Genomic DNA, 4,806 nt, shown 5'->3' with positions numbered 1-4,806 from the left:
GGTTTTTCTACAAATACCTTCTCCCACTGTCCACCTTGGCTCTTATGACAGGTAATTGCATAGGCATACTTGACCTGTAAAGCATTATAATAAGGGTGTGTCCTTATATTGAGTGGTGCTATAAAGCCCGTTTGCTTGTTATATTCTTGTAATATAGCATGATAAAGTTCATTTTGCTCCTCATAGGTCTGCGAAGGGTTGGGGCTGGTTAAGGTATCCATGAGCAATATAGTCTCAAAAGGTTCTATATGTGGATAGTCCAACAGACGAATCAGTACATGAGCAAAGGTTGCCCCATAAAGCACTTCAACAGATTGTATTTCAAGTACCTCTAGAGTATCCCCATTGGCTATAAATCCTGCGGTATCTGCCGCCCATAGGTAATTATTTTTCACTACCATCAGTTGGTCACCTACACAGAGGGGTGCGTCGTAATCGAAGGCAACCTGTCGTATCTGCTGATTATACTCCACCGCACGCTTATTAGCACGCACAATAAAGCAGGTCTCCTCCACCCCACTCTCCTCATAGGCTTCCAAGAGAGCATCTTGTACCTCGGAGGCATTCTCCAAAAGGACAATATCCTTAAAAGGGTCTATACGGATACGGAAATTATCCTTAAAGGTCTCTATGCGTTTTCTCAATCGGGTCGCATTATAAAGGATACCTGACTTACGTCCTTGTCGTACTACATCGGTAAGCACCCCCTCAATAACCTCTTTATGATAGACAAAGGAGAGCCGATCACTATCCAAAGCAGGACTCAAGGGGGTATGTATAGGGGGCAGCTGTGCTGTATCCCCTATAATAAGCAAGCGGCAACGGTCTCCTACATAGACAAACTCCATCAAATCCGATAGTAATGATCCCTTGCCAAAGACACTTTCCTCCCCAATCATAGAAGCCTCATCGACCACAAAAAGTGTATCGGAAGCCTTGTTATCCTTCAGGGAAAAAGAAAACATACCATTCTCATCTATCGCCTGATAGATATGCTTATGAATGGTAAAAGCCCGCTGTCCAGTATAGGTAGTCATTACCTTAGCTGCCCTACCAGTAGGAGCCAGCAAGACCACCTTCTGCGAAAGCGCCTTGAGCGTCCTAACTAGGGTATTGACAAGAGTCGTCTTACCTGTACCAGCAAAACCTTTCAGCAAGAAAAGACTCTGTTCATTATCATCAGCTAAAAACCCTGCAAGTTCCTCTAATACAGACTCTTGAGATTCCGTAGGCTCCCACCCAAAGTACTCCAAAAGCAGCTCATAGATATCCTCTATATCCATATGTTGATAAATAATTTCAAAGGTAATAAAAATTTCTTTTCAAAAAAGTCTTTTATTAAAAAAAATATTGTATTTTTGCTCATTATTGCGAATTTAATACAAACACATTATTATATGAGAAAAGGAATTCAAGCTACTTTGTTGATAGCCAGTTTAATAGGCTTATATCTGATATACAAATCTATCCAAACACCTATTGAGTTTGCACGTGAAAGTAAGGCTCGTTATGCCAAAGTAATTGCCGTGCTAAAGGATATTCGCAAGAGCGAGGAAGCTTATGAGGCAGTCAACAAGACTTATACAAATAGTTTCGATGAATTAGAGAAATTTATTGAGAATGGTCAGTTCTACATCACTACTCAGCGCGATACGAGCTGGACAGAATTTGACAAGCACTTTAAGATTGATGTGCTCAAGCAAAATGTAGTAACGGATACCATAGGAAAAGTATTGGTAAAAGACTCCCTTTTCAAAGGCTCTGACCGATACAAACAAATGGCTTCTGTTACTATAGGTGATCGTACCATTCCTATCAAGATAGAAACAGGGGTTATCACTCGTGAGAATGAAGTAAAGTTCCCTGTATTCGAAGTGAAAATATCTAAAAAGGACATACTTGAGGGACTAGATGAAGAAGAAATCGAGAAAGAGCTCCAGAAAGTAGGCGTAAATGACATCAAAGGACCTTATGTATCAGTAGGTTCTATGACTGAGGTGTCAAGTAGTGGTAACTGGCCTTCTTACTACAACGATAAGTCAGAAAACAAAAGTGGCTCAAGATAATCATTTACATATTGAGTTTAAAAAAATGTCCATTCAATTGAATTTGGATGGGCTTTCTTTTTGTATCTTTAACCCAGGACTTTCTTGTATAGAATCTATCTATCACTTATCTCTGCCAGCTTCCATGCCGCCTATTGTTGCCGAGCAGGAAGTACAGAACTATCTGAATGAGGAACGGGCGCTCTGTCAGGACTTTGATACTATTAAAGTCCTACACAACAACGAACAATTCGCCTTTGTCCCTGAAAAACTTTTCGCTACCGAACATCTGTTTGAGTACCTGAAGTTCAATGTACAAGAATATCGTAACCAGATCATCAGTCATGACACGCTGAGCAGTGAGAAGATCATCAATGTGTATATCCCCAATTCATCTATCAACCGTATTCTAAGGGAAACATACGGGATATTCGAGTACGAGCACTTCACTACCACCCTATTGAGGGTGTTACTGATGCATAACCCACAGAAGAAAGATGCTGTCTACGCTCATTTTGACAAAAATGCTTTTCACTTAGTAGTATTCAAGGAAGGAGGATTAGCCTTTTTCAATCGCTTTGCCTTTGAAGAGCCTATTGATATGCTCTACTACCTCCTATTCTCATTAGAGCAACTCTCTTTAGACACAGAAGTTACACCGCTATACCTCTTAGGAGATATTATCCGTAACTCCGAGCGTTATTACCTTATATATAAATATGTGCGATTTATCTATTTTCTTCCCCCTCAGAAGAATAATCCTTTCTGCCAAAATATGGACCCAACCTTAGCAAGGCAGAACTTTATATTGACACATACCTTTTGACAATGAGGTAATTTAACAATGAGACCATTGGCAAATTAACTAATCAGCAAATTAATTTAACAATTAAAATCATTTTTATTCTGTATCTTTGCCCGATAAAAAAGTAAAACCTTAATAACTTAATATTAACATGAATAATCCAGACCTATTAAAACGAGTGGAATTTGCCTTGGCTGAAATTCGCCCATACTTACAAAATGATGGAGGAGACATCTCCTTGATTGATATAGAAGATGACAAGATTGTAAAAGTACGACTCTTAGGAAGTTGCCTAAATTGTAGTGTAAACCAAATGACTCTCAAAAGTGGGGTGGAGATGACCGTAAAAAAATATGCTCCTGAAATAGAAAAGGTCGTGAATGTGAATTAATTGAGAAAAGAATAATTTGTTTTGTTTATTTCCCTTTGAGAGCTACCACTCTTGAGGGGTTTTTCTTTAAATATGCAGAAAAAAGAGTTTTATGCCCATGGAAAGTTACTCCTTACAGGGGAGTATGCGGTATTGGATGGTGCTTTGTCCCTAGCCTTACCCACTCAGTACGGTCAGCGTATGGAGGTTTGCGCGCTTGAGCAGAAGAGGATCTACTTTCGTAGTCTCACTATGGAGGGAGAGACATGGTTCGAGGAAGAATTATTTACGGGGAGTACCGAGCCCGTTGCACTGACTTTGGAGAAAATACTTAGAGAAGCCCAACGGTTACAGCCGCATTTCCTAAGTGAAGAGGGGGCGATGGTTACCACCCGTTTGGAGTTTCCCCAAGGGTGGGGGTTAGGTTCGTCCTCTACATTGATTGCCATGATTGCCCAATGGGCAAAGGTAGATCCGTACCAACTACTTTGGAACAGCTTCGGAGGAAGTGGGTATGACATTGCTTGTGCAACAGCCTCCTCCCCTATCCTCTATCAATTAGAACAAGGACACGCCAGATCCTATCCAATATACTACCAACCTAATTTTGCGGAGTCCCTATTTTTTGTCTATCTGAATCAGAAACAGAACAGCAGAGAGGGCATCGCTCTTTATAAGGCTATCAAAAAACATAAGGCCACCCTCATTCAGCAGCTCACCACCCTTACCGAAGAGGTATATCGCTGCCAAGACAGCACACACTTTACCTCCCTTATCACTAAGCACGAAGCACTACTCTCGGCTTTCTTACAGCTACCTACTGTAAAAGAACGCCTTTTTGCGGACTTTGCAGGAGCTATCAAGAGTTTAGGCGCATGGGGAGGAGACTTTATTCTAGCTGTAGGCTCACCCGACTATGTGAAAGCCTATTTTACGAGTAAAGGATTCGACACCATACGCTCCTTCAAGCAGATGATTCTTCCTACGGATAGGGAGCCAATATTACCTCCAAGCCCTCAAGGTCTTCCGTAATAGGAATCTGACAACCTAAGCGACTGTTTTCCTTGGTATAAGAAGTTTCAAAGAGCATTGCCTCTTCCTCGGGACCTATCTCAGGTAGAGGGGTATCACTCATAATATAGCATTGGCAAGAACCACACATGGCCATACCTCCGCATACCCCTATTTCACCATCCTCCGCTATGGCATAAGCTCGAATGACCTCCATAAGGGACATATTCATATCGGTAGGGGCTTCTACTTCAAAGAGTACCCCCTGCCTATCGGTTATTTTCAAATTAACTTCTGCTGACATGTTTGCTGTATGAGAGGGCAAAAATACAAATTTCAAGCAAAAGGTAAAAGGCAAAAGGTAAAAGATTTTTTCAATAACCAATAGCCCACAGGCTACTAGCGACTGACGAATGATTACTGACCACTGAAAACCAGCCTATTGGAAAAAACTTTAAAAAAATATTGAAAAATATTTGTCAGTTTGAAAAAAGGTCGTATCTTTGCACCCGAATTACAAAAGGGTTCTTAGCTCAGCTGGTTCAGAGCATCTGCCTTACAAGCAGAGGGTCACT

6 protein-coding genes are annotated in these 4,806 nt (G+C 41.0%); 4 read left to right on the top strand and 2 right to left on the bottom strand.

Annotated elements, in window-relative coordinates; translation table 11 throughout:
- Positions 1 to 1,283 (bottom strand): AAA family ATPase (locus Q0625_RS09670; RefSeq protein WP_298826409.1); only part of this gene is annotated, 1,283 nt, incomplete at its 3' end.
- 114 nt (positions 1,284 to 1,397) lie between these two features.
- Here Q0625_RS09670 and Q0625_RS09665 point away from each other — a divergent pair.
- The 4 genes from Q0625_RS09665 to Q0625_RS09650 all read left to right on the top strand — a co-directional run bounded on the left by Q0625_RS09665 (position 1,398) and on the right by Q0625_RS09650 (position 4,252).
- Positions 1,398 to 2,066 carry a hypothetical protein gene (locus Q0625_RS09665; protein WP_298826407.1) on the top strand — a complete coding sequence of 223 codons (669 nt, stop codon included), beginning with the start codon at positions 1,398 to 1,400 and terminating at the stop codon, positions 2,064 to 2,066.
- Positions 2,008 to 2,871: a DUF3822 family protein gene (locus tag Q0625_RS09660; RefSeq protein WP_366125068.1), complete on the top strand. Its 864-nt coding sequence runs from the start codon at positions 2,008 to 2,010 to the stop codon at positions 2,869 to 2,871. The genes Q0625_RS09665 and Q0625_RS09660 overlap by 59 nt, the downstream gene beginning before the upstream one ends.
- A 130-nt stretch (positions 2,872 to 3,001) precedes the next feature.
- On the top strand, positions 3,002 to 3,241 hold the full coding sequence (locus Q0625_RS09655; RefSeq protein WP_298826403.1) for a NifU family protein: 240 nt from the start codon (positions 3,002 to 3,004) through the stop codon (positions 3,239 to 3,241).
- A gap of 72 nt (positions 3,242 to 3,313) precedes the next feature.
- Positions 3,314 to 4,252 (top strand): GYDIA family GHMP kinase, encoded by a 939-nt coding sequence (locus tag Q0625_RS09650; protein ID WP_298826401.1) that lies wholly within the window; start codon positions 3,314 to 3,316, stop codon positions 4,250 to 4,252.
- On the opposite strand, the gene Q0625_RS09645 is transcribed toward Q0625_RS09650, so the two are convergent.
- Positions 4,203 to 4,535 carry a 2Fe-2S iron-sulfur cluster-binding protein gene (locus Q0625_RS09645; protein WP_298826399.1) on the bottom strand — a complete coding sequence of 111 codons (333 nt, stop codon included), beginning with the start codon at positions 4,533 to 4,535 and terminating at the stop codon, positions 4,203 to 4,205. The genes Q0625_RS09650 and Q0625_RS09645 overlap by 50 nt on opposite strands.
- Between the last annotated feature and the right edge of the window lie 271 nt (positions 4,536 to 4,806).

The organism is uncultured Capnocytophaga sp. (assembly GCF_938029845.1).
Lineage (GTDB): Bacteria > Bacteroidota > Bacteroidia > Flavobacteriales > Flavobacteriaceae > Capnocytophaga.
Note: the sequence above shows the minus strand (reverse complement) of the source record. Positions and strands in the feature narration are given on the sequence as shown.